This is a genomic window from Halohasta sp. A2, assembly GCF_056175805.1.
Genome location: NZ_JAQFWV010000024.1, coordinates 19558 through 44195 on the forward strand (window position 1 = coordinate 19558; position 24638 = coordinate 44195).

General features: G+C 50.5%; 26 protein-coding genes and 1 pseudogene. 10 read left to right on the top strand and 17 right to left on the bottom strand.

What is annotated here, in order from left to right:
* Positions 1–124: 124 nt before the first annotated feature.
* Complete coding sequence (locus tag O2S87_RS09120; RefSeq protein ID WP_475408482.1) at positions 125–1330, bottom strand: bactofilin family protein; 1206 nt, start codon at positions 1328–1330, stop codon at positions 125–127.
* A 1096-nt stretch (positions 1331–2426) separates the two neighbouring features.
* Here O2S87_RS09120 and O2S87_RS09125 point away from each other — a divergent pair.
* Entirely contained in the window at positions 2427–2606 is a 180-nt protein-coding gene (locus tag O2S87_RS09125; protein WP_475408483.1) for a hypothetical protein, read from the top strand.
* A gap of 100 nt (positions 2607–2706) precedes the next feature.
* Here the strand turns inward: O2S87_RS09125 and O2S87_RS09130 are convergent, their stop codons facing one another.
* The 5 genes from O2S87_RS09130 to O2S87_RS09150 all read right to left on the bottom strand — a co-directional run bounded on the left by O2S87_RS09130 (position 2707) and on the right by O2S87_RS09150 (position 5534).
* Positions 2707–3102: a helix-turn-helix domain-containing protein gene (locus O2S87_RS09130; RefSeq protein WP_475408484.1), complete on the bottom strand. Its 396-nt coding sequence runs from the start codon at positions 3100–3102 to the stop codon at positions 2707–2709.
* A gap of 222 nt (positions 3103–3324) precedes the next feature.
* Positions 3325–4218: a hypothetical protein gene (locus O2S87_RS09135; RefSeq protein WP_475408485.1), complete on the bottom strand. Its 894-nt coding sequence runs from the start codon at positions 4216–4218 to the stop codon at positions 3325–3327.
* Between the two features lie 306 nt (positions 4219–4524).
* Positions 4525–4899, bottom strand: coding sequence for a hypothetical protein (locus O2S87_RS09140; RefSeq protein WP_475408486.1), 375 nt, complete (start codon positions 4897–4899; stop codon positions 4525–4527).
* 169 nt (positions 4900–5068) lie between these two features.
* Positions 5069–5188: a hypothetical protein gene (locus O2S87_RS09145; RefSeq protein WP_475408487.1), complete on the bottom strand. Its 120-nt coding sequence runs from the start codon at positions 5186–5188 to the stop codon at positions 5069–5071.
* 103 nt (positions 5189–5291) lie between these two features.
* The gene (locus O2S87_RS09150) at positions 5292–5534 is read right to left on the bottom strand and encodes a ribbon-helix-helix domain-containing protein (protein ID WP_475408507.1); all 243 of its coding nucleotides are present in this window, start codon (positions 5532–5534) and stop codon (positions 5292–5294) included.
* Positions 5535–5573: 39 nt separating this feature from the next.
* Between O2S87_RS09150 and O2S87_RS09155 the strand changes: the two genes are divergently transcribed.
* From O2S87_RS09155 to O2S87_RS09170, 4 genes are all read left to right on the top strand, one after another.
* On the top strand, positions 5574–6623 hold the full coding sequence (locus tag O2S87_RS09155; protein ID WP_475408488.1) for a zinc-binding dehydrogenase: 1050 nt from the start codon (positions 5574–5576) through the stop codon (positions 6621–6623).
* Between the two features lie 517 nt (positions 6624–7140).
* Complete coding sequence (locus O2S87_RS09160; RefSeq protein WP_475408489.1) at positions 7141–8016, top strand: alpha/beta hydrolase family protein; 876 nt, start codon at positions 7141–7143, stop codon at positions 8014–8016.
* A gap of 68 nt (positions 8017–8084) precedes the next feature.
* Positions 8085–8375: an ArsR/SmtB family transcription factor gene (locus O2S87_RS09165; RefSeq protein ID WP_475408490.1), complete on the top strand. Its 291-nt coding sequence runs from the start codon at positions 8085–8087 to the stop codon at positions 8373–8375.
* A 106-nt stretch (positions 8376–8481) separates the two neighbouring features.
* On the top strand, positions 8482–8790 hold the full coding sequence (locus O2S87_RS09170) for a DUF8036 family membrane protein (protein ID WP_475408491.1): 309 nt from the start codon (positions 8482–8484) through the stop codon (positions 8788–8790).
* 631 nt (positions 8791–9421) lie between these two features.
* On the opposite strand, the gene O2S87_RS09175 is transcribed toward O2S87_RS09170, so the two are convergent.
* Complete coding sequence (locus O2S87_RS09175; protein WP_475408492.1) at positions 9422–10579, bottom strand: asparaginase domain-containing protein; 1158 nt, start codon at positions 10577–10579, stop codon at positions 9422–9424.
* Between the two features lie 470 nt (positions 10580–11049).
* On the opposite strand from O2S87_RS09175, the gene O2S87_RS09180 reads away from it, so the two are divergent.
* The gene (locus O2S87_RS09180) at positions 11050–11667 is read left to right on the top strand and encodes a tyrosine-type recombinase/integrase (protein WP_475408493.1); all 618 of its coding nucleotides are present in this window, start codon (positions 11050–11052) and stop codon (positions 11665–11667) included.
* Positions 11668–12043: 376 nt separating this feature from the next.
* On the opposite strand, the gene O2S87_RS09185 is transcribed toward O2S87_RS09180, so the two are convergent.
* From O2S87_RS09185 to O2S87_RS09205, 5 genes are all read right to left on the bottom strand, one after another.
* Positions 12044–13450, bottom strand: a complete 1407-nt coding sequence (locus O2S87_RS09185) for an APC family permease (protein WP_475408494.1) — start codon at positions 13448–13450, stop codon at positions 12044–12046.
* 469 nt (positions 13451–13919) lie between these two features.
* On the bottom strand, positions 13920–15089 hold the full coding sequence (locus tag O2S87_RS09190) for an MFS transporter (protein ID WP_475408495.1): 1170 nt from the start codon (positions 15087–15089) through the stop codon (positions 13920–13922).
* A 201-nt stretch (positions 15090–15290) separates the two neighbouring features.
* Positions 15291–16655 carry an NAD-dependent succinate-semialdehyde dehydrogenase gene (locus O2S87_RS09195; RefSeq protein WP_475408496.1) on the bottom strand — a complete coding sequence of 455 codons (1365 nt, stop codon included), beginning with the start codon at positions 16653–16655 and terminating at the stop codon, positions 15291–15293.
* The gene (locus O2S87_RS09200) at positions 16655–16903 is read right to left on the bottom strand and encodes a hypothetical protein (RefSeq protein WP_475408497.1); all 249 of its coding nucleotides are present in this window, start codon (positions 16901–16903) and stop codon (positions 16655–16657) included. Before O2S87_RS09200 ends, O2S87_RS09195 begins: the two co-directional genes overlap by 1 nt.
* On the bottom strand, positions 16900–18222 hold the full coding sequence (locus tag O2S87_RS09205) for an aspartate aminotransferase family protein (protein WP_475408498.1): 1323 nt from the start codon (positions 18220–18222) through the stop codon (positions 16900–16902). Before O2S87_RS09205 ends, O2S87_RS09200 begins: the two co-directional genes overlap by 4 nt.
* A 380-nt stretch (positions 18223–18602) precedes the next feature.
* Between O2S87_RS09205 and O2S87_RS09210 the strand changes: the two genes are divergently transcribed.
* A complete protein-coding gene (locus O2S87_RS09210; RefSeq protein WP_475408499.1) occupies positions 18603–19091 on the top strand; it encodes an Lrp/AsnC family transcriptional regulator in 489 nt (162 codons plus the stop codon).
* Positions 19092–19264: 173 nt separating this feature from the next.
* Here O2S87_RS09210 and gdhB read toward each other — a convergent pair whose 3' ends face one another.
* The gene (gene gdhB / locus O2S87_RS09215) at positions 19265–20542 is read right to left on the bottom strand and encodes a glutamate dehydrogenase GdhB (protein ID WP_475408500.1); all 1278 of its coding nucleotides are present in this window, start codon (positions 20540–20542) and stop codon (positions 19265–19267) included.
* Between the two features lie 247 nt (positions 20543–20789).
* Between gdhB and O2S87_RS09220 the strand changes: the two are divergent.
* Together O2S87_RS09220 and O2S87_RS09225 are read left to right on the top strand one after the other, a co-directional pair.
* Positions 20790–21064, top strand: a pseudogene (locus tag O2S87_RS09220) (hypothetical protein); the annotation flags it as partial.
* 282 nt (positions 21065–21346) lie between these two features.
* Positions 21347–21550, top strand: a complete 204-nt coding sequence (locus O2S87_RS09225) for a hypothetical protein (RefSeq protein ID WP_475408501.1) — start codon at positions 21347–21349, stop codon at positions 21548–21550.
* Between the two features lie 104 nt (positions 21551–21654).
* On the opposite strand, the gene O2S87_RS09230 is transcribed toward O2S87_RS09225, so the two are convergent.
* From O2S87_RS09230 to O2S87_RS09240, 3 genes are all read right to left on the bottom strand, one after another.
* Complete coding sequence (locus O2S87_RS09230) at positions 21655–22188, bottom strand: Rrf2 family transcriptional regulator (protein WP_475408502.1); 534 nt, start codon at positions 22186–22188, stop codon at positions 21655–21657.
* A gap of 319 nt (positions 22189–22507) precedes the next feature.
* A complete protein-coding gene (locus tag O2S87_RS09235; RefSeq protein WP_475408503.1) occupies positions 22508–22750 on the bottom strand; it encodes a hypothetical protein in 243 nt (80 codons plus the stop codon).
* A gap of 239 nt (positions 22751–22989) precedes the next feature.
* A complete protein-coding gene (locus tag O2S87_RS09240) occupies positions 22990–23466 on the bottom strand; it encodes a hypothetical protein (RefSeq protein ID WP_475408504.1) in 477 nt (158 codons plus the stop codon).
* Between the two features lie 284 nt (positions 23467–23750).
* On the opposite strand from O2S87_RS09240, the gene O2S87_RS09245 reads away from it, so the two are divergent.
* Positions 23751–23999 carry a hypothetical protein gene (locus O2S87_RS09245; RefSeq protein WP_475408505.1) on the top strand — a complete coding sequence of 83 codons (249 nt, stop codon included), beginning with the start codon at positions 23751–23753 and terminating at the stop codon, positions 23997–23999.
* A gap of 217 nt (positions 24000–24216) precedes the next feature.
* Here O2S87_RS09245 and O2S87_RS09250 read toward each other — a convergent pair whose 3' ends face one another.
* The gene (locus O2S87_RS09250; RefSeq protein WP_475408506.1) at positions 24217–24462 is read right to left on the bottom strand and encodes a hypothetical protein; all 246 of its coding nucleotides are present in this window, start codon (positions 24460–24462) and stop codon (positions 24217–24219) included.
* Positions 24463–24638 lie beyond the last annotated feature (176 nt).

Here is a 24638-nt window from a genome sequence, read left to right on the forward strand (position 1 = left end):
CAGTCAAGCCCATGCCGTCGGTCGAACTAATTTCGAGCGTGCAATAGGGTAATAAACTCTTGAGGGCACCCTCATGCAGGGTGGAACTTTTGTCTAACTCGGTACATTCGTATAAAGATAAATCTTAGCTACCGCAAGGAGCGTAATTGTTGATGTTTTGTTCAGTAGACCCGTCTATCTTACCGCCATTCCGTACTGTCACTGATCCACCAGCACGGACATCTCCAGTTACTTCCGCACCATTGTTTACAGTCACCTGACCGCCCGCCCGAACATCTCCGTCTACTGAGCCTCCTGAGTTCACTACTACATTGCCTCCAGCAGTAACATCTCCAGTCACCTTTCTATTAACTTGTACAGAGCCACCGGCAGCAACATCACCGTCCACTCTTTGATTGATCTGCTGATCTCCAGGCTGACACTGAACGCCCGGATCAGGGTCTGGATCTGGATCTGAGTCATCAAGGGTGCTACCAGTAATCGGGTCGACATTCTTTGCTGGATCTTCATCGGGTTTTGACCGGATTCCGACTGTGTTTATTTCGAAATCATCTGAGTCTACAGTCAAATTGAGTTCATGGATACCTTCAGCACTCGCGTTATTATCTACACCTACGTATCCGTCTTCTCCAGCGAGCTCATCATTCCAGTAGGTCTCTCCATCTAATCGAGTTGGAACCGTAACTGTGAGATTCGAACCGGTTGGGAACGTCCCAGTACCTTCGGTGAGATCTTCTTGTGGATACAGCTCAAGTGCAATCCGTTTGGTGTCACTCCTTTCAAACTGGTTTTGCAGGGCTGTGACTGTTACAGTACTGTCGTTGAGGATATTTTGATCCTCAGTAATGCTCACACCGTTACCTCGATCTCGTTCGTCGAGATATAAGAGTGAATGCTCATACCATATCGATCCAATGTCTATTTCAAAATACCCTGGTTGATACTCAAGAAATCGAGTAGAGACATTTGTGGAATGCGTATCATTTGAGATTGTAATATTGTGAGCATCGCTAGTCTGGATTGTTCCACTCGGCGGGGGTGGATTGATAGAGAACGTTCGTGTCTGATAATTTGTTCCTAATGTGAGATCGGAAAACTGTGAGACATCTGCTTGTCCGGCAGTTGAGATTGAATTTCTGATCCCCACCATTTCATCACGAACATCCCCAAAATGCTCAAATTCAGTAGCGGCGTTCTGCTGAGGGACGATCTGTACTTGATATGAGGCAAGCCCGAGGATAATAATTCCAAATATCAAAATAAACCCAAGTACGGCGGATACACCACGCTGGTCAGAAATGAAAGACGATCCAGAACGACCGTTAGCCATTGTTATTTATCTTATAATTACTGGTTTTTATACTTTTCACAATCACTTTTCTAACCTGCCTGTCTGAAGAATATAGTATCAATAAACCGAGTTAGCGATTTTCCTCTCTCACACACCAATTTTCCTGAGTTGGATCGTGGGACACTTCATCAAGAGTACGGCGGTTTTCCTGAACTCTTATCCAATGAATGGTTCCGTCGAGCTCTTGGAACGGATGGAAACCTACACACTGTCGTGGATCGCAACTGAGCTTCGACCGGGTTGCTAACGAGGAGAGAGGGGGGAGGGGGGTGCGTCCAGCAAGCACGGCCAACTTATCATACCCCACCCCCCTGTCCAGCACGTCTCACATGTCTTTCTGTCTTCGTAGGGAGGGGTGCGTCCCACAAGTCCAGCTAATTCACATCATCCATTGTCACCCCCCTGTCCAGCACGTCTTCCTGTCTTTGCGGGGAGGGGTGCGTCCAACAAATACAGCCTAATAATCTCTTGTCGACCTAGGTGTTAGCAGATATGGACTCCAAAAAACAGGCGATGCAGGCGCTCTAACCCCCGAAATCGCATGTTAACGTTTTCATTTACGTAGGCTTTATGTGGTGTGGATATAGATACGTAAGTGCAGGACAAGTGCGCGCATCCAAAATTGAATATGGATGCGCTACTCAATCACCTCTGAGATGTGTCTCTATCCTATAGGTCAGAGTTTGACACCAACTACCAGTAGGGCGAAAACCGCAGTATAAACTGCGACGTACACTGGTGGTGCGAAAAGAATCAAGCCTGTCACTACACCAGCTGAAGATGCAAGTGCAGCGATGGTTCCGGACCGTTTGTACACGGTGCTATTATCGTCGGTCCCAGGATCTTTGTCTGGGTGTGGATGAGAGGTTGACATGGATGACTCTCGAGGGAAACCTGAAACCGGAAGAAGCGTGCAGGACAAGTGCGCGCGATCCAGTCAGAGTCCCTAACTGTGTGCAGACCGGCGCACAAGATAAAGCCCACGGGTGGGGGGACCTTGACGTTGTACGATTAGTACCCTTGACCTCCGGGTGCTGGAGCTATAATTTTTTTCTAAAACTCAACGACACCCCGTATGCAGACAACGCCCCAGGACGACCTACTGATCGCTGTCGCTCTTTCCACCTTCAGCTACGAGTTCGAAGGTGTCGACGATTATATCGCTGACCGGGCATGGGATCTGGCGGTCGCCCACGCTGAGCAACAGGGCATACCACCTAGCGAGATCGTGAACCAGATCGACTGGTCGACATAGTCGATAAGGTGGTTTATCGCCCGAACTCTCCAGCAGGAACGCCCGGTAGGTATGAGACTATTCTCTATCAAATAGGCCATATACGAGTAAGACTTGAAAATCAGTATCGATACACACCAGCTTGAACGCGATCGATTTTCCTCTTTTCCGTCAACCGAGAGAGAGCCCGACTGACACTGGATTTTGGTCTTCCTGTTTTTTCTGTAATCTGAGCAGTTGTCAAAACGTTGTCGTCGCTCTTACGAAATGTCTCTATAATATCAATCTCAACAGAACTTGCCACATCTTCAAGAATATCTGATTTAAATGCGATGTCAGCTAATTCATTCGCATCAAGTACTGCCGTATTTATTTCATTAGTGCTTATTTTTTTGGATCTTATGTGTAGTACTCCATTAATTTCCAGCCACCTAACTTCATCCTCAGTTATATTATCGCCCTTAATCAGAATGTCCGTATCTTCGGTGAAATGGTATTGCTCGCTTCGCTCGCCCATGACAACACGTTCGCCTACGCGTTAAACAGTTTTGCGGTTATGTTAATCACCTTCGCCTTGAAGTTATATACGTGTACGGTGCTCTCAGCAATACTTTTGTGAAGACGCGCTCCTACGACTTAGTGAGGACGCAGGCTTGGCCCTTGCCTTTGTGGCGGGGACTAGCCTGGTAAGCATGTGCGGTCACAGCGCACGTGTGTTGAAGTCCGCCGGTTTTCCGTTTCACAGTTCATTAAGAATGTAATCTTTGACAATATCAGACTGAAGTCGCCCAGCCAGTGATTCCAGAGGTGATTCATTCCAGCCATCATTTACTGGCGGGCGGCGGCCTTCGATCCATGCAGCAGCCCGTTCCTCTTTCATTTGCTGTCGACGCCGATTTCGTGTCCGTATGTGATACAGCGTTGCAGGAGGATCTTGATTTGAAGCCCGCCACGAGTTGTCAATCCGCTGAGCAGGTATATCCACGTTTTCAATCCCCTGATCAGTGATCTCGCTACGAATGTATCCTGCTATATAATCCGCGGCTGTGATTTCTGGGTAGGTCTTATCACCATCAGTTAGAAATGATAAATATACAGGCGTTACACGATCTCCGAATCCGCTGAACTGTCGGGTGACAGCACGCCGGATGGAAATTTGTGCGTTCCCGTAGAGCTTATTACCGCCATCGTGGATCAAACCTGCGGGCCCATCATACTCTGGCATTGATCCTTCAGATCCTCCTGTCATCGCTTTCGTAGCTGTAATACATGCGATCATTGCCCTCTGTGCTTTATTGAACGATCCCCACCCTGCGACAGCATGCCATGTGGTGGGTATCTGTCGCATCCGCTCGATGAGATTCCGGACACGTTCAGACAGTACAGAACCAGAAACACCATGCGGTGATGAACTGGACTTACTTTTCCATGGATCTAATCCTTGTTCGATTAACGCCTCTGCAAGATCTTCACCATAGCTCCGAGGACATTGAACAGCAACCATGACGAATGGTCCTTCAGAAGAATTACCTGATTCATCTATACCTACCACATGGTCAACTCTTTGTATATTAGTGTCAGGATCGCCTTCTTCACCTTCTACAAGCTCAATACGGCGCAATCCTGACGGCATTATCTATTGTTTTGAAGATGGTAGTTAAATAGTTCTACTTCCGCGGTTCAGCCTGAACGAGTAGCACGGTTTCTTTAGAGAGCGGTGGAGTCTCCCGGTTTCCATCGACAAACCAGGGAGATGTTACCGAGTGGACTCACTTCATCGTAAAGCCAGTGTGGGAACCTACCTTTGTTGAAACGCCACTGACGCCACGGAGAGACCTTCTCTCTGTAACAGGCGAAAACAAGCCCAGAACGCCGATCTGCTAAACCGCGGAAGTAGGAATAGACCACGAACTGATTTAGATAGTTGAATATTCCCTTTTTAGATAAGAACGGCAACAATCTGGAGAGAGAAACCCAGTAGAAGAATCAAGCCTCCAGTACGAAAAACAGCTGCTTGTTTCTCCTGCTCCCTACGCCGTATGTAGCGCTCAACCCATCGATCAACGAGTGTCCGTGATGGAAGGTCGTTGCGGTCTGGTGTTTCGTCGTCTGGACCGATCACATCACATCTAAATTGGATTTTATCTCCCCCACCGCCAAGTTTCCCTGGACTTTCTGCCACGATCTTCGTTATTTTGTCTGGCAACTGGATATTCTCTCTAAATATTCTCAAAAACCTAGAATCAAAAATACCCAGAATACACACCCCTCCCACAGAGTCGAACCATTCATCGATCTCGATGTGGGGACACACCCCTCGCACAGGGTGGAACTCTCGGTTATCGGTATGCACGACTGCGAACGCCTGTGAAGCATTGCTCAGTATCGCTCTAACTAGTCACAACCTCCGTTGGTGACATCTGGAGAACGTCAGCCTAGTACGTCCGGGTTCAGCTATCCGTGGTCGACATCTGTTGTAGAAGTCACGTCCAGAGTCCTTCTTGGGTCCCGTCAACAAAGATTCCTCCACCACTTGTGACGGTTATTTCGTGCTTAGGGAGTTCAAATGTCAGCGTCCATGATGCAGTTCCATGTGCTGCCAAGCGGTGAATTGCCTCGGGACCAATATACTCGTAGAGAGATCGGCGACGTGGTCTTCAAGATCTGTGAGGTGTTCGAGAGCCTGTTCGGTGTATTCGACGCTCGTCATTCGTCACTGTCATCGAGCCCGAGGCGTTCTCGGGCTTCAGCGGCCGACACCGTCTCACCGGCCTCACGCTGCTTGCGACTCTCTTGGAGATCAGCCAAGATCTCTTCTGATAACTCGGGCGAGGGATTCAGCCAGTCACGGAGAGCATCGCGGACAGCCTCCGAGCGAGAGGAGTAACCTCGACGCGGATATTCGGACTCGATGGCATCAAGGACCGTCGAGGGAACCCGAACATCGATTTACCAGCGCTTTTTGCTAGGGGTTGTTTTGGCTCTGGTGTGAAAGCCGTTCAGTTCTCAAAGCACGGCCGGAGAGACGTTCTTGAATACGATGACTTCGAAGATCCCGAGATAGACCGCAGTGAGGTACTGGTTGATGTGAAGGCTGGTGCGCTGAACCACCTCGACGTTTTCACACGGATGGGACTTGGTGCACTCAACCATCTCGACCTAGAGATGCCACACATCCCTGGCAGTGACGCTGCTGGCGTCGTTGAAGAGGTGGGCGAAGACGTCGAACGGTTCGAACCAGGAGACAGGGTCGCAATCTCTGCAGGACTGTCCTGCGGACACTGCGAGTTCTGTCGTGGCGGAGACCCGACGCTCTGTACTGATTTTCAAATTATCGGTGAGCACGTCCGTGGTGTCCACAGTGAGTGGACGGCGGTACACTCAGAGAATCTCGTGCCTGTCCCAGAAGGTATTGGTTGGGAAACGGCGGCTGCGGCACCGCTGGTCTTCCAGACGGCATGGCGGATGCTTGTTACCCGTGCGGAACTCAAGCCGGGCGAATCCATCCTCGTTCTCGGTGCGAGCGGTGGGGTCGGTCACGCCGCCGTCCAAATTGCCGACTATATCGGTGCGGAGGTGTACGCGACTGCCAGTACCGAGGAGAAACTGGAGTACGCCTCCGAACTCGGCGCTGACCATACGATCAATTACGACGAGACGAACTTCGCCGACGCAATCGCCGATGCGACCGACGAGCGCGGCGTCGACGTGGTGATCGATCACATCGGCGAGGCAACTTGGCAAGACTCGCTTGACAGCCTCGTGAAGGGCGGCAGAGTAGTCACGTGTGGGGCCACAACGGGTCGCGACCCCGAGACGGATCTCAACCGCATCTTCTGGAACCAACTGGAAATCTATGGCTCAACGATGGGAGACCCCGGCGAAGTCGACGATGTACTCGAACTCGTCTGGAAAGGTGAGTTCGAACCCTACATCCGTGAGGTACTCCCGATGAGCGAGATTGAACGCGCCCACGAAATCATCGAAGACCGCGAGGGCTTCGGAAAGGTCGTCGTCGTCCCGGACAGTGAACTCTAGCTACGGTTGATATCCCGCAGTTGAGACGCACGTTCAACGATCAGGGGATTCATCTGATTTGACGCGAAATGACCGAAGCCGTCTTGCTGCATACAGCCTCTAAGTAGAGCACTTAGTCAGATCTGGAGCCGATGTTCTTAACAGAGTTTTCGTAAACTGGAATGAATTTGTGCCTAACCTGTGGCCGATTTCGGCAATCGACTAAGTTAACTCACTGGCCAGTACGATCTGTATGTCATCGGGCATCTCTCGGAAAGCGTTTCTTCGTGCAACCGGAGTCGCATTTGCCGCGACTATTGCAGGGTGTAATAGCGTAGCTGACAACAGCGGATCGAACACAGATACACAGACATCTCCTGAAGACTCTCCGCAATCCGAACAACAGAATGACGACTCTCCGACGTTCGGAAATTTCTACGTGGGCAACGCAGATACAAGCAGTAGTACGGTCATCGATGGACGTGCTGAAGTCGTATATACACGGCCCGACACGGCTACCGACAAGTCACCCGTCGTAATGGTGCCCGGCCTTGGGTTGTCACCGTACATTTACCGGACGACACCTGACGGTCGACGCGGCTGGATGGAGTACTTTGCCGAAGCTGGCCATCCAGTGTATGCATTTAATCCTCCTCGAAACGTTGATTCAGGTGGGTTAGATACTGGTGCACTCCAGAACTCAGACTCTGGGACACTCTCTCGATGGTCTATTGACCGTGCATGGCCAACATGGGGTTTCGGACCTGAAGTCGATGACCCGTACGAGGATGTTCGATACCCGGTCGAATCAGTAGACCAACTTGTTGCATCATTCCCCGCATACGTCAGCACCGGTGGCGGTGGTGACAGTAGTCAAAGTGGTGGTCAGGCGGGCGGAAGTATCGGCGACCAGAACTCCACATCTACGGATTCCAATGGGACAACAGCTGGAAGCCAGACTGGGTCGACCCCCGGAGGCGGCGGGAGTCAATTCGCATCATCTCAGGAGACTACCGCCCTAGAGAAACTTCTCAATCGTGTTGGTTCGTCAGTGTTGCTAGTCCATTCAGCAGGTGGTGAGTCTGGATTCGCGGTCGCACAGACTGTGCCTGACCTCGTCGAACGGATCGTCGCAGTCGAGCCGGTCGGCGCGCCGACTGACCCGCAAACTGTGGCGGAGATGGGTGGTGATGCACCGTTTATGGGTGTCTATGGCGATTATGTCGACGAACGTGGACAGACTGGTCGCAAGGAAGCGACTCAGACAACTGCAGACCTCGCAGGAGAGACGAATTCTGTATCGACCCTGCTTAGCCTTCCGGACGAAGGGATATCTGGAAATACACATCTCATGATGCAGGACGACAATAACGGCAAAATCGCAGACCGAATTATCACGTGGATTGGAGACTAATTCGGGAAAGTAGCATCGCTCGGACCGAGACAGAATGTATTTGCACCGACCAAATGAATATTCGATAGATGCGGCAGTTGCTCTGGTGGCTCATTGGTGGGTCTCGTGGAGGCCGCAATCGGCTTCGTATCCTCCGAGCACTCAACGACCAGCCACGAAACACCAATCAATTGTCGAATGACTTGGACCTGAACTACAAAACAGTGCAGCACCACCTCGAAATCCTCGAAGAGAGCAATATCGTGACCACGGAGGGTGACAATTATGGGCAGATGTACTTCCTCTCAGACCGAATGATGAACAACCTCGATATCATGGAAGACGTGGCGAAACAGGCCGGAGTGGATGATGATTCGTAACTGGATTGAGAGCCCCCTTGGAACGACAGTAGCGAGTGCGACCATCGCGAGCGGTATCGCACTCTGGATCGCATTCTTCATATCAATCCCATCTCATGGTCCTCCGTTGAAGTCGTTGTCCTCACAGGTTGAACTGCTCATTCGGATGGAGGTCTTCTTTACAACCCTGAACCTCGTGTTGCTGGTGGCACTCGCAGTCATCTACGTGCAGCTCTATCGCGATCTTCCGAACAAGTACACAGCAAGCCTGCTTGTGCTAAGCCTTACGCTGCTTCTGTACGCGGGTACGTCGAATCCATTGGTACACAACGTCTTAGGCTTCCGCCCACGCCCAAATATCGGCGCGTTCGTGTTTATACCGGATTTCTTCATCGGACTTGCCATCCTCGTTCTCCTCTATCAGAGCCAAACCTAATTTCACGTTTATTTTTAGACAGGTGATCAGAATCCTGTTGATTGATCAGTGTAGATCAGTCAAAACAGACAGAAAAGATTACCGATCACGTTAGCCAAAACGCCTTCCCAGAATTCCCGCTGGATCGTGGGCAAGCTTGCGAGACTCATAATTATAAGTATAGCAATTGGCTCAGTTAATCAACTCGTGAGTGTATTCTATGCCTGTTTTCCTTCTACAGACTGTAACTCACTGAACTTGGGAGTCTTCGTATAGAGTCCAAAGTTTGACTCAGCAATTAGCATGGCTCGATCACGGGGCGTGACCAACTAATCCGTCTAAATTTTATCAGAATGTCTCGTGTATGATGTATGATGGAATGTGAACATTTTTATACAAGATCAGCCAAAAATTGGCTAGACAAACCGTGCGAATTCATCTATAATTAGGTTAAAGTCCTTATAAAATCAAATTCTACAGCTTACTATTGTATAATATACAGTCATAATATTGACAACTAGGGTGGATAAATATAAAAACAACTCGGAACTCGCAGTTCCGGCTGTCGCCTAACATGTGTGGTTAAGCTCGCATTCGTGAAATATCTCACACTACTCCGCGGTCGTGGGTTGACTTTCCTAAAATGTATGAATTAGTATGTATCGAAGATCTCTTGCAACTCTTTGACACTCTCGCACCCTTCCATCATACCAAATGCTAACAACAGTCTAGCTTTTTGTGGGCTGAGGGTATCGGCACCAATGAAATCTTCATCGCCAGTAATCACTCCCTCGGTCCCTCTTTGAGATAATACAACTGGTATTCCGTCATCGGCTGCGTCAAGTAGTGCTTCTTGTAGTCCACGTCGACCATCTGGCCTAGATGATGTGCCTGTTGGTAGTGTTGCATCAACGAACCCTTGAGTTCCTGCTTCAACGGCTGCATCAACCATTCTACCATCGATTTCTATCGCCGAGTAGGTGATATCAATGTATGATAGCGGGAAGTCTTCTGCGCTTTTGTCTGAAAGATCAAATTCGGTATCTGGGTAGGATTCCCTTTCAGTATCTTGATAAAATTCGATTTCACCGTCAAGAAGACCGACAGGGCCTGTATTTGGTGATGACCATCCATCTGGTCGGCTACTAACAATTTTTCTAACATCCCGTGAATGATAGATTTCGTCATTCACAACCAGCAATGTCCCACGTCCTTCAGCATCTGGATGACCTGCAACTCGGACGGCATCAAATAGGTTTTTATCACTATCTGTTCCTAGGTCGTCAACACCACGCTGAGCAGCAGTGCCTATTACCGGGATCTCTGTATCTAACGAAAGATTAAGGAAATACAAAAGTTCCTCTACAGTATTTGATCCAACAGTTACAACTACGCCGTCTGGTGGCGAAGAACTCTCTGAAGCTTCCATGATTGCATCATGGATTCCAAACAAGACTTCAGAAGTCAACTGACTGCTTCCAAGCTGTGAGACTCCCTCCACAGAAATGTTAGCAACGTCTTCTAATTCAGGACGTTCTTCAACTAACTCGTCTGGTGACAAGTATCCCTCCGTATCTGGATTTGCAACGGTACCACCAGATCCAACAAGAAGGATTTCTGTCAATTCCTCGTCCTCGCTTGCACTTGCTGTAGCTCCAAACAATCCACCGCCTGCAAGTGCAACACCACTTGCACCTGCTATTTTCATAAGCGTTCTTCGTGATTTCAAACGCTGATCATCCAAACCTACGTTTGAATTCTGTTTATTTGATTTTACTACTTCTTCCGCATTTGGCTTATCGATTGCCATGCAATACCACCATTTAGATGTAGAATATTAATATTTTCTAAGTAAAATACGACAAACATGAAATTTGTTCATTTCCAATACGTTTTATCTATTAATAGAGGGTAATAATATATATACAACTTAAGGAATGGGACTGTCAGACCGACGCCGTACTTATCAACGAAGTAGTATTTAATGAGGCTTCTCCAATTCGATCATTAAACTCGACTCCTGATCGCACCGTACATATTCTCGTGTGACAACTCTACAGATTCGGAACGTCGAATCTTCAGAACAATTTCTATGAAATAAAGTAGCTTTTGTGCTGTTTTTATTCTCCATATCTTACACGCTGCCCGATAGCAATGTCAGCAGGCTTTGTGTTGGTTCACTGGATCACCCATGGTTCAAGTAAACTTTGGACTTCCTTTACAGACTCCAAAGTTAAGTGGGTGGGATCGCCTGTTAGTATATAAAGAGAGTTCGATCACATGGCTCAGAATCTAGATTCCAAAGTTCGCGCAAAAGTGTGGCTCACTCCCGACCAAGTCGACGATCTCCGGTCGGCGTGTTACTCGACTGGTGCCGACTATCTGCAGCAGCGCAATGAGGCGATCATCGCCCTCATGTACGATACCGGGCTTCGGGTTGGCGAACTGGTGGCCGTCGACGTGGATATGCTCAGAGAGGGCAACAGTGCGCTGTATGTGCCAACCGAGATCCAGAAAGACTACCCGAACGACAACGAACCTGCGCCAGCGACATTGGAGCTGTCGGCTGACGTGTCGCGGCTGCTGTCATCGTATCTGAACAGCAGGTGGAAAGATTCGCCGGCGCTGTTTCCGTCGCGGTCGAGCGACCGGATTACTACCCAGGGAGTTCGCAATGCGATCTCGAAGATTGCTGAGGAGGCCGGTGTCGATCCGTACCTGGTCGAAGGTACTCGCGGTGAGCCAGGCGACGTGACGCCCCACGCACTCCGCCACAGTGTCGCCTACCGGATGATGAACGCTGAAGAGGGTAACACGCTGTACGACGTTCGGAACCGACTGCGGCACCGGAGTATCCAGACGACCGAGCAAGTTTACGACCATCTCATCCGAGTATGACTGACGACGACGATGTCGACCCGGAGGAACCACGTCCGAAGGGCCATTACCCTTCGAGAGCAGGGTTGGGGGCGAGAAGAAATCCTCCCGTCCGAGGGGCGTACCAGACTGGGCCGACGCGTTTGACCCCGCTGAAGGGGGTGACTGGGTGGACCTTTGTCGAACGAATTTACGGCGCTCATGGTCGCGGAGCTGTGCAACAACTACTCTCTAAGCCTGGAACAACTGTTGCCGGGACAACTTGATGAATACCAAGCACTATCCACACAGCGCGGAGTCCCGTCGCACAGAACTTGAGAACGACCACTATAGAACGCGAATAACTGCCCTCAATGGCGCCGACACAGTCGATGAGGCTACGGATCGGCCATAGCCGTTAATCGTCCAGCGATTCGACTCTGTCTACCACTTCGTCGGACGTTTCGACCGATCTGTCGCCGGAAAACACGTAGAGTGTGAATCCAAGAACGCACCAACTGAGGACAATAAGCCACTCGTAGGGCCACGACAAAGCCGATTGACCACCCGGTAAGTAGAGCATGATGAAAATCGCTGTTGCCGCGAGCCCAAAGATGCCGACGACAGAACCCATAGGGACCTCGTATGGCCGGTTCATGTCGGGTTCACGGTAGCGCAGAACCAGAAATGAAATCACCACAAGGAACCAAGCGATGACGATCCCGAGTCCGCCTGCATTGACGACCCACGTGAGCGCCTGTTCGCCGAAGAACGGGGCGACTGCGGACAGACCGCCGATCAACAGAATCGCGTTGCTTGGAGTATTATATTCCGGGTGGACTTTTGAGAGCGATTCCGGGAGCATCCCTGAAGTTGAGAGCGCAAAGAGAGCTCGGCTACCGCCGATAATGAATGCGTTCCAACTCGTTAAGATCCCCGCAACACCCGCAAGCGCCATGAGCTGACCTGCGATTGGACTATTGTACAGTTCGGCCATCCCAGCCGCTGCAGGGAGTGAACTGTCAACGAGGGCACTGCCGGAAAGCGCGCGACTCGAGCCCCAGATGACAGCTATGTAGAACAGGGTGGCCAACCCAACGGCAAAAACGATCAGTAGCCCAAGCCTCCGCGCCGGTATATCAGCCTCTTCGGCCGATTGTGGAATGACGTCGAAGCCGACAAACATGAATGGTGTCATCAACGCGACGGTGAAGATTCCAGCGGCCCCACCAACGAACGAACTATCGGGCGACGTTTGTCCGTTAGTAACTGCCCCAGCAATCAGGACAATGCCGGCAAGTGTAATGATGGCGGTCATGATGACTTGGAACTGCGCGGCAATCCGAATCCCCCTGTAGTTCATGTACGTGATGCCGAACGTGCCGAGCACGCCGACGAGGATCCACGTGGTATACACCGGTTCGCCAGCTATCTCCCAGAGCGGGAACGAATTGAACCCGGGAATAATAAACGCCATTGCGGATGGGAGTGCGACCGCTTCAAATGCGGCGACAGTAACGTACCCGAAGACGATCGCCCAAGTACAAACAAATGAGCCGATCGGTCCAAGAGCTCGTAGGCTGTAGACGTGTTCACCCCCGACTAACGGCATCGCAGCGGCGAGTTCGCTGTAAATGATCGCGACGAGACCGACAAGGACAGCCCCACCAAGAAACGCAACGATTGCTCCCAGTGGGCCCGCTTCATTAATCCAGTCGCCAGCGAGGATGATCCATCCCCATCCGATCATTGCCCCAAACGCGAGGATTAGCATATCTTTACTTTTAAGCTCTTTCGTCAGTCCGCTTTGTGTTTTCTCTGACATGGATTATTTTGTAACGCTGTGTCAGGTATTAGTCGGATACAATCCCATTTATAAATTTCGAAGTTACTGCACATTTGCCAAGAGGAACAGCATATTTTTGCTAATTAAACCCAGCTATCTGCTCAATTGGTTTGAGAAAAAATTTTCCCATTGTAAAAACGCTGGTTCTAAAAATTGTTTTTCTTGGACGTAGTTCAAATTGAATGGTTGTAATTAAATACTAGTTCAACTACTGAGTAGGATCATAATAGGATTATAAATAATACTCCAATATCGAACGGATTGTATCACTGCGGGGTCGTAGACCAGCGGATTAACAGATTCTATGGTTCGAACCGATGACGATGCTATTTCATCAAGAACTTTGAACTAAATATATGAGGTTCTTCTTGGATTGCCTCACTTCACGTGAAATTGGTATTACGTAATCAAAATCGTGTGCGTACAGCAGTTCCAGACCGATGCTGTATCACATTGGCGGCTCCTGACGGATCACCCGGATAATAAACGGGGTTGCGAAAATCGAGAGCCCCGCAAGCATGAACCAGCTGGCCTCATACCCAATGACGTCGGACAAATAGCCGAACAGCGGCTGGACGACGAGCGAACCAATGACGAGTGCGAGCTGTCCGCCTGCAGTCGCACTTCCCATCTCCTCAACTGGAACCAGTGTTGCTATGCAGGAAAAATAAATTCCGGCAAAGCCGAGGGCAAAAAAACCGAGAACGACGAACAGCACAGCCACAAGCAGCCGACTGTCGACGAGGGCGACCGCAACGAACAGCACGGCACTGGCGGCAGCCTGAATTAGCAGGATCGTCCCGATTCGCCGTCGTGGCTCGCCCGGCAGCACATCACTCAGCCAGCCGGTGAAAACACGGCCAACACTTCCCGAGACCTGAATCGCCGCGAGTACCAGCCCGCCGAAGGCGACGGTCGCGCCCACCGACTCGTTGATGTAGATGATTGTGTAGCCGGTCGTTGTGAATAGTCCCGCACCGAGACAGATCCCGACCACCGCTAGCGACATGTAAGGGGTGTTCTGCAGGAGAGTCCGGAACTCGGGGTACTCGGCGTTGTCATCAACCGGCGTGCCGCGGTAGGTAATCCAGAAGATGGCTGTGACGACGACGCCAATTACTGCAGCGGTATAGAACCCGGCCTCCCAGAACAGTACCCCTGCAATCCCGGTCACTAGCAGCGCGCTCACACCGCTGCCGGCGGTCACGCCAACCTGTTTGATGCCGACTGCAAGATTCTGTCGACCGACAGGAACGTTGTCGAAAATAGCCTTGTTCGTCCCGGGCATCGCGGTGCCGTACAGCGATCCCAGCAGAAATGTTCCGACAAGTGAAGCGGAGAAGGACCACGCCCCAGCGACAATCACTGAGCCAATCGAAAGTCCAATCAGTCCGAAGGTGAGCATCCGGCGCTCGCCGAACCGGTCAGTCATCGCGCCGAGTGGGAGCAAAAAAGTCGCATAACCGAGCGACAGTGCTGCGAGAATCAACCCGACTTGGGCTCCCGAGAGCCCGAAATCGTCGCGGAAGAACGGTGTTGCAGCGAAGACAGTATAATAACAAATGCTCGCCGCGAGTTGCCACATGAATACGAGTGGCAAGAGTCGACGGATATTCATTGGTCCGTCCTCTGTTGAAACCAGTAAAAAATACTCAGCACCCCATTGATATCGTCGACGTCTTCAGCGTTCCTTTTTTAAACGCCTCGTCGGTTTGGTAAGCTTTCCCACTAATCGACGCTGTGAGCACTGCTGCGTCAGTCGCCTCTGCGACGGCTCGCTCGCATTTCCAAGTCATATTGTCAGCAAATAAATGATTTGTTATTGGATCCAGTAGGTCTTTGCGTTAGTGAACTCTCTGATACCGTGCTGTGAGAGTTCTGTGCCGTATCCCGATTCTTTAATACCACCAAAGGGAAGCCGAGGATCGGATGCCGACATTTTATTGACGAACGTCGCACCAGCTTTGATCTCTTCGGCTACACGTCGACCGCGCTCGCGGTCGCTTGACCAGACCGACGCGCTCAGTCCATATGGTGTGTCGTTGGCCTGTTCTATCGCCTCGGTTTCGTCGTCGACTTCGACGACGGTTGCGACGGGGCCAAACAGCTCTTGGGCCCGTGCGGGACAGTCAACGGGTGCGTCCGTGAGAACCGTTGGTGGGTAAAAGTTACCCACCCGATCGAGCGGTTCACCGCCACACTGGACGGTCGCCCCGGCGTCGACGCTCGCGGTGACCTGTTCGTGGAGGCCCTCCAACAGATCTTCGCGTGCCTGCGGTCCCACATCGGTCTCGGGGTCGGTCGGATCACCGACTGTCAGCGACTCCATATGTTCAATAAACCGCTCAGTGAACTCCTCGTACACATCGGTATGGATAAACATCCGCTTGGCTGCAATACAGGTCTGTCCGGAGTTTTGCGTGCGAGCGGTAACAGCTGTCTCGACGGCTTCGTCGAGATTAGCGTCATCAAGTACGATGTAGGGATCGCTTCCGCCCAGTTCGAGGACGGTCGGTTTGATGTTCCGTCCGGCGACCTCGGCGACCGCTCGTCCAGCGCGGGTGCTTCCGGTCAGCGTGACTGCCCGTACGCGATTGTCCTCGATGATGCTCTCGACGCGCTCGGCCTCGATGTGGAGCGATCGGATAACACCCTCTGGATACCCTGCATCTCGAAAAGCCGAGATGATCGCTTCGGCGCAGCCGAACGTTGTCGGCGAGTGTTTCAGCAGGGCAACGTTGCCGGCGGTCAACGCCGGGACGGCAAAGCGAAACACCTGCCAGAACGGGTAGTTCCAGGGCATCACCGCGAGAACGGTGCCAAGTGGTTCGTAGGCGACGTAGGTTTCGGCACCCGGTTCGGTGCCAATCCGTTCGTCTTGGAGGTGTTCGGCCGCACGCTCGGCGTAGTACTCACAGACCCGTGCGCACTTTTCGACCTCACCAGTAGCCTGAGAGATTGGTTTGCCCATCTCCTGGGTCATCACCTGTGCGTACTGGTCGACGTTGTCCCGCAACGTTTCGGCTAGGCTGGCAGCCAGTTCTTGACGAGACTCGATCGACCGCTCTCGCCATGTCTCAAAAGTCTCGACCCCGTTCGAAAGCGCTGCCTCAACGGCCACGTCGTCGTCTTCCTCGTAGTTTGCAATACATTCGCCGGTTGCTGGATTGATGCTCTTGAACATTACTTTGTGAACTGCTGTTCCAGTAGGATCATCGGCAAGTAGGCAGCCACCTGCTGGGTCGATTCACTGTCGTCGAATGCCGGTGCATTCTCCATCAGATCCACTGCGCTACTAGGGTCCTTGCGATGCAGTGTCTCCACGGCGGTCAGCGTCCGGGCCGTCTTGAGATCGGTCCCCATATCCGATATTCCAGCCTGCTGACGAACTGTGCGTGTACGTTGGATGAACTCGTCGGATGAGCCAATCATGCTGTCATCCCCTGAATCGCGGTTTCGAGCCCTTCGACCGCACGCTGGAGTTGATCGCGCTTGATCGTCAGTGGCGGCTGGAATCGTATTACGTTCTTGTAGAAGCCACCGACACCCATGATGATCCCTTGCTCGCGAAGCGTCTGGCCGATCTGTTTAGCCAGTTTTGGATCTGGTGCCGCTGCGACATCCTTCGGGCCGGTATCGGTCGTATCAACTAACTCGACGCCGTGCATCAGTCCGAGGCCACGGGTCTCCCCGACAACGTCGTACTCCGCCTCCAGTTCGGTGAGGCGCTCGTTGAGCCATGACCCCTGTCTCCGGGTGTTCTGGATCAGGCCATCTTCCAACTGTTCAATCGTTTCCAACGCGGCGGCACAGGCGACCGGATTCCCACCGAACGTTGAGAGGTGATCTCCGGACTCAAAAGCGTTTGCGACATCCTCTCGTGCGGTGAACGCACCGAGCGGGAGACCGTTCGCGATCCCTTTGGCCTGTGGCATGATATCTGGGACAACATCGAAGTGGTCGCTAGCCCACATCTCGCCGGTTCGCCCGTAGCCAGTCTGCACTTCGTCGACGATGAGAAGTCCTCCGTAATCATGAGTGATCTCTTGGACGCGAGCGAGCCAGTCTTGGGGTGGCACGATAATTCCACCTTCCCCCATGATCGGTTCGACGACAACTGCTGCGAGGTCTCCCGAGGTGTGTGTTTTGATGATGTTTTCAATGTCGTCTGCACATGCATTCGAACACGGCCCTCCGTCGCACATCTGGCAGCGGTAGGCGTACGGCGGTGAAGCATGAGCAACTTCCCCTTTCGGGGAGGACATTCCAGATTTGTACCCTTTGTTCCCGGTCAGAGCCAGCGAACCCTGCGTCCGGCCGTGAAAAGACATCTCGAGTGCCAGAACTTCGGTCGATCCTGTATATTTTCGCGCCAGTTTGACCGCCCCCTCAACAGCCTCCGTTCCCGAGTTGGCAAAGAACGTCTTCTTGAGATCTCCGGGCGTCACTTCCGCCAGTTTCTTGGCGAGTCGGGCAGCCGGTTCGTGCGGATGGAGGTACGTACACCCGTGTGTGAACGTATCCAGTTGTTCTTTTGCAGCCTCAACGATCGCTTCGTTGCCATGTCCTGCGTTCTGGACGGCGATCCCTGAGAACATATCCAGATACTCGTTACCATCGAAATCCTCAACTGTACATCCCTGGGCCTCCTTGATCGGGACATGCAGGTCCTTCCAGATCGGCATTAGGTACCGCTCGTATTGTGACTCGACCTCTGCATTGGAGTATTGCGGCGCGTGTTTCTCAGACATAGTTCCAACCGCTTCTTATGGATGCTATTTTATAAAACTACCCATAATTAGAATACAGTCCGATAAATAATCCATTAGTAGAACCAAATCCAGCAAGATTGTCGGGTTATATCGAGCAGCGTTGCAAGGACGCAGATCTGGGACCGAGTTATCTGGCTGCCTCAAGAGAACAGTGTAGTTCTATAACTCGACGAAACACACCGACAACGGTCGACCTCCTCCACGCGCTAACGGACGTGGAATCATTTTATTAGCGGCCAAGACGAATAGCTAGGGACTTGATCCCGAGGCAATTCACGCTGACCACCCATGTCCAATAATCAGACAAGGTTTAGTACACACGAAGATATAGTTTGATTAGTTTCCCAAAAGAGCCACATATGGACGAAAAAGATATTCGCATTTTGCACACGATGGCCAGCGAAGGCATCAATAGCCCCGAAAAGATTTGCGAGTATACCGACATACCAAAATCGACGGTGCATTACCGACTGGAACAACTACGTGAGAAGGGTGTAATTAAAAACGACCTCGGCGAGATGGATCTATCAGAAATCGGGCTCTCAATTACACTCATCAGTGATATCTACGCTGAGTTCGGTGAGGGATATCATGAGACAGTCGGTGAAAAGCTAGCAAATATCGAAGGTATAAATCAGGTGTATTTCACTATGGGTGACACTGATTTCGTCGTGATTGCCCACCTAGACAGTCGAGATATGGTTGAGAGTCTGGTCAGCGATTACGAGGCAATCGACGAGGTTAGTCGAACAAGCTCAAAATTTGTTATTACCACCGTCAAACGCGAACCCCATCCGATCAGCGATTTCGAGATTGAGACGCTGGTCGACGCTGTTTCCGATGTCTAACTAAGTGTATATTTGGTAGATGATCTGCTGCTGTAGCTAATCGAGGCTTCTTCTCCAGAGGTATGAGGTGTGGCTCGTGTGGAGCAAAAAACCGCCATCGCAAGTTTCTGATTGCAGGCACCATGTGTGAAAAACACCGCATTCCACCCGCTAGGCGCGACCGTTATAGAAATTCAGGGCCATAATCCCCGAGTATCCTTTGATTGCGCAACGCGAGTAAGCCCAACAATGTAGGTAGCATCACGCCACGTAACATCACGGGTCTCGTACTCCGCACGGACTTGATCCCAGGCTGAGAGCATTTTCGTCTCGAGTTCTTCCCGGACTTTCTCGATCGACCATTCCCGACGGTTGATATCCTGGAGCCACTCGAAGTAGCTCACAGTTACGCCACCCGCGTTAGCGATGATATCCGGGATAACTGGAATGTTGCGTTCCGCAAAGATTTCGTCCGCTACCGTTGTCGTCGGACCGTTTGCACCTTCGACGATGAGGTCTGCAGATACCTTGTCGGCGTTGGACGCCGTTAACACATTTCCCACGGCAGCCGGGATCAGAACGTCGACATCGAGTTCGAGAATCTCTGCATTCGATAGACATACTGGAGCCTCGGCTTCGGAAACTCCTTCGGGGTTCTCCTCGTAGGAGGGTATCTCATGGACATTCAGACCGGTTTCGTCGTATATGCCTCCCGTTTCATCAGAAATCGCTACGATGTCCGCACCCCAGTCATCGAGTAAGCGGCCTACGTTTGCGCCGACGCTGCCAAACCCCTGGATAGCGACTGACAGATTCTCCATATCCATCCCGTAGTGACTCACCGCTTCGCGCGTAATGATTGCCACACTTCGCCCGGGTGCTTCCGAACGTCCATAGGAACCACCGACGAGCGGCGGTTTGCCGGTGACAATACCCGGTTTTGCCTCCCCCTCCTGCATACTGTATGCATCCATGAACCACGCCATCGTCTGAGCATCAGTTCCCATGTCTGGGGCGGGGATATCTTTAGTTGAGCCGACAAAATCGCGGATCTCTTCCGCGAACCGGCGCGTGAGACGCTCCTTTTCGTCTTCACTCAGTGTTTTTGGATCGACGACGACACCCCCCTTCGCTCCGCCGAAGGGAATATCCATCACGGCACACTTCCAAGTCATCCACATTGCCAGTCCGACACACTCGGCTTCGGAAACGTCTGTGTGATAGCGGATTCCCCCCTTATATGGTCCACGGACATTATCATGCTGTGCTCGGTATCCCTGAAACACGTCCACGGTACCATCGTCGCGTTTAAGTGGAATCGACGTTCTGAGCACCTTTTTGGGATACTGTAGCCGTTCAACGACACCCTCCTCTACATCAACGTACTGAGTTGCCCGTTTGAGTTGATGTCGGGCCACCTCAACCGCTGATTCTGGGTTGGCAGTTTCAGAGTTGGATTGACTTGCACACATTATATTTCAACCACATCCAACTCTCTGATACTACGACAAATATAATTTAGGATTTGATCTTTTCACCGAACAAAGTCTAGTTTTAGCTACCGATATAGGATATTGTCCATCGAGTATTTCCTCATACAGGCTGGTTTTGTTGAAATACTCAACAAGTGATTCTGCCCGGTTGTAACCATCACAGTCAAAAGATTTTCCAGCTCGTCGTTAGACAAAAACACGCGGTACGTGGTGTGGATAATTTGCATTCGATTCACAGGCTGATTTCCGCCGCTTCCTGAATGAGATCGTCCTTGGGTGGCTTGGCCAAATTGACGAGGCGATTACCAACGGGCGGTTCCATACGACGCTGCTGTCGGCTCGCGGGGCGAACTGCCAGTACTGTGATTATCGCCGGGTTGCGACGTTCGACAACCCCGCAAGACGGAGTTCGTCAACGAGGTTAACAACGACGACGCTGCGTACGTTCCACTCCGTGTTCGCGACGACAAAGACATAGAGGGAGTGATGAGCGATGACTGATGAGAGCGCGGATATCCAGATCACAGAGGAGCAGGAAGATGCGCTCGTCAGGGCCGAAACGTCGCGATCTCTTGCACGAGAGCCTTAACAAGACTTGGATACACGGAGTGGGGGTGCTTTCCATGACACGCCCTCTGTAGGGTCAATGTTTCGACGGGCGTTGCCAATCTATTGATCGTGTCGCAAAGTCCTCTATCACTACTTCTGGGGTTTATTCTGCTAACAACCGTTCCTTGGTGTAATTACGGTAAGCTTACAGTAACCACACGCTGTCTGTCGAATATGCCACCAGATGGCTACACAACAGTGACGATCAGTACCGAGACAGCAACGAAGCTATCCACAGTGATGATCGAACACGAAGTGGATTCAATGGCACGTGCAATCGATTACGCGGCGGATCTCGCAATTGGACAAGAGAAGCTGACCAACGCTGAGCTCGCACGACTTCTGCACCACCGCTTAGACGAGCAAGAAAGTGAGTAAACCGCATGACTGCGTACGCTTACTGTAACGTTACCGTAATTTGTATTTGAGACGGTGTGAACGCGATTAAACCCCAGAAGTAGTGCTATAGTCTGCCTTTAGAACTAATGAGCTGGATCTTCGGCGGGCGCGAGCATATCGTCGATCTGCAAGATAAGAATGTTATTGGTGTCATCTTTGGCATCAAGCGTACCAGTGATACGGAGTTTTGACAGTGGTGTCGGGCCGACAATGACCTCGTCACCTTCGTGGAAGTCTCGCACAGATCCCTGCAGGCAGATTTCGGCGCGGCAGAGTTCCGGGTGGTGAACGCTCGAAAGGTCGATGCTCTCAACGTTGGCATTCTTGACTGTTTTGTCGTTGTGTAACAGCGGCACTGCAGCGGCTTCGTCCATCTGGTCGACATCCAAAGCCTCGTAGGCGTTGGCGGTCGGTTTATACCCGCCCTTCGGGCCAGGGACACCCTCGACCAACTGGAGGGCCTTCAGGCTCTGCATCTGGTTACGGATGGTTCCGGGATTTCGATCGACCTCCTCGGCGATTTGTTCGCCTTTAACGGCGTCTTCGGTTTGGCGGTGAAGATTTGTGAGAGCAGTAAGTATCGCCTTCTGACTCGGTGTAAGTTCAATTGATGCCATAAATCATAGCAATAATCGACTGCTGATAAAGCCGATGATGAATAAATATTGTGTATCAAATCGCCGGCTATATTTTGGAGTGCTCCGTCACTGACCAAGTCGCGTTCGCAGTCTTGCATATCTGGATTTGATCGGAATATCGTATAACTCGATTACAGCGGTAGCGATCCTGTTCTCTACCATTCTGTCTCTATGTAGGCAGAAAATCTGCTGCGAATTAGCTGTCATTGGATTTTTACACTCATTTATAAAGTTAATAATGTCTGAAGTCATCTGAATTGGAGGGATAAAGCATCAGACGAGGGGTAGAAGAGTATAACTAGTCGCTGGTTCCGCTAATTGAACCAGAAACCGCATCTACTACCGCAGACATGATAACGGGATGAACGGTTGCGTCAGTGGATTCTACACCGATCAGTACATTATCTAAGATTTGTTCATGCTGGGCATGAACCTCTCCAGTAGACTTGTCACCTTTTGTCCCAGTCCATTCAATTTCAATTGCATCTTGTAGTGCTTCTTCATCATACGAAACCGTTAGTGTGATTTCTCCTTTAGTCATGTTTAGTTATTTTTGACGGTTACCGAATTATTTTCGCTGACTACTTTCTCCAACGTAGTCATATCAATTAACGCATACCCCAATAATAAAACTTTGGTATATGTCGTAACAGTATATACTGGATTACATAGAAATTCTTAATTTCGATTGTCACATGACGCTATCTTTGTCTATTAGCAGGGATTTACAGTATTGAGATAGATTAAAATGAACCTATTTTGGTCCACTAATTCAAATATTCACACGCTACTCTGGAGTTCTCTAAGGGCTATCTGACCACGCTCGTCATCAAAATGATCCTCCAACGTTACATTTGCGAATGGGCGTGGTCCACCAAGAGGACCTGTTACATCTAATTCGTTCAATTCTAGCGCAATGACTCCAAGTCGGAGAGCTTCACGGGCTGAGGTGTGTTTTTTTTCACTGAATTCTTGAGTTAGTTCTCTAAGTGTATCTTCAGAGAGTTGAGTTCCGAAAGTTAGTTTTTCACCCCCGAACTCAATGGTTGCAAAGGGTCGAGGAATTATTCCTAAAGGTCCTTCAAGTTCAGGTTCGATACCCGATTTTCGGAGTCCTAAGCCAACGTGAATTAATTTTTGAGCAGTTTTGCTCATGTCAGATGGACGGCTATCTCCTTCTACAGATTCTGCGAGTTTCGAAACTCTGTCTCGAAGCCCTGACTCAACTCTTAGATTGATCGACTCCTTACTGCTCATGGCTTCTGTACCGGCTCAATTAATATATACTTTTTTAACTTATACTAATTGAGTATATTTTGAACAGTGTTACTTGTCTAGCCCATTTTCTCTTTTAGATTAACTACTATTTCTTTAGATATGACCTACAGCATCAACGAAATTTTTAATATGATCTACAGTATAATTCAGATAGGAAACGATTCTATAGGCTCGCTCCACGCCACTATTTTTGTGCGTGCAATTGGCCCAGTATGATCCTTGTCGACATCAGATGGGATACACATGCTGGGTCAATCCTACCAATGAGTGAACTCAAAAACTTGACCGCGGAACTCCGTGCAGCCCGAGAAGAACTGGTCCGTCGAGAACGTCACCACGGTACCTCTGGTGAAGGCGGTCTCACACCCGAAGTCGACCCAGCCTTCCGTCGACTACAGACCCTATCTGCTGAAGAACTCACCAGACACATTGAGCGGCTTGAGCGGGATCTTGAGGATTTGGCTGGTGGAGTTGACGCATGGAAGGACGCTATTGATGATTCTGATGATTAGTCGATATTTGATTAGGACGACATGATCTCTTCGTCGGCGTGATTTTCTGACATGCTGTTAACCAACAAAACCCGGTATGTAGTTTGTAGGTTAACATTCTGGCAAGCCAATCGATAGCGATACTTATCGGCCGGGTTGAGTAGGTATCGTATCTTAATGTTCACGACCGTTTTTCACCAACTCGGTTACCGATAACTCACTTCACCAGAGCTCAAACTTACTCTCCGAGTTGAACTTTGACGAGTTGAGAATATACTTCTTCCTGACGGTGTTCATTAGCTTCACCGACCAACATACCGACTCTCCAACCGAGATTCTCCCATGTGAGTTTTTGAAGAGTCTCCTCGTCATACTCTTTCCCGTCAACAGCGTCGTTCCAGCCCTTTTTGAATCGGCCGCGACGGTAGTTGCGCTCAGGATCTACCTTCCTAATATCTTCATCGTAAGTTAACCCAGAGAACATATTCTTGGTTGGAAATCAGTTTCAGTTAATATAGCTCTTTTCACGAGCGGCACCATCCAAGTGAAGTGTGATTTCACATAGCTCGTCGTCGTTTTTCTCAATATTCGATCACAAAACAGAGTCACTACCGAAGAAATAACAGAATAAATTTGAGACTGTAAAAGACTCTAATTTAT